At 68.4% G+C, this 548-nt stretch carries 1 protein-coding gene; it reads right to left on the bottom strand.

Going from position 1 to position 548, the window contains the following annotated elements; translation table 11 throughout:
* Positions 1–548, bottom strand: a 548-nt coding sequence (locus KUM32_RS42885) for a ScpA family protein (protein WP_217146961.1), incomplete at both ends; no start/stop codon positions are given.

Here is a 548-nt window from a genome sequence, read left to right as displayed (position 1 = left end):
TCACGACCTCGGCCTGTTCCCTGACGCTCACCAGCGGCGCGTGGATGTGGTCGACGTACACCTGCGGCTTGGCCTTGGGCTGCATCGCCTTCACGGCCAGCTTCGCGAAGCCGTCCGCTCCTATCCGGATCACCACCTCCGGCAGCAACTCGGCGTGGTGCGCCTCCAGGCCGACGGTGCGCGGGTAGCGGCGGGCCTCGCCGTCCAGCCGTTCCTGGAAGATGTCGGCGATCCGCTTGTAGGCCCGGTACTGGAGCAGCCGCGCGAACAGCAGGTCCCTGGCTTCCAGGAGGGCCAGGTCGGCCTCGTCCTCGACCTCGGCCGACGGCAACAGCCGGGCCGCCTTCAGGTCGAGCAGGGTCGCGGCCACCACCAGGAACTCCGTCGTCTGGTCGAGGTCCCAGTCCGGCCCCATGGCGCGGATGTGGGCCATGAACTCGTCGGTGACCTGCGAGAGCGCCACCTCGGTGACGTCCATCTTGTGCTTGGAGATGAGTTGCAGCAGCAGGTCGAAGGGCCCCTCGAAGTTGGCGAGGCGGACCGTGAAC

This window comes from Streptomyces sp. AC627_RSS907 (assembly GCF_019049165.1).
Note: the sequence above shows the minus strand (reverse complement) of the source record. Positions and strands in the feature narration are given on the sequence as shown.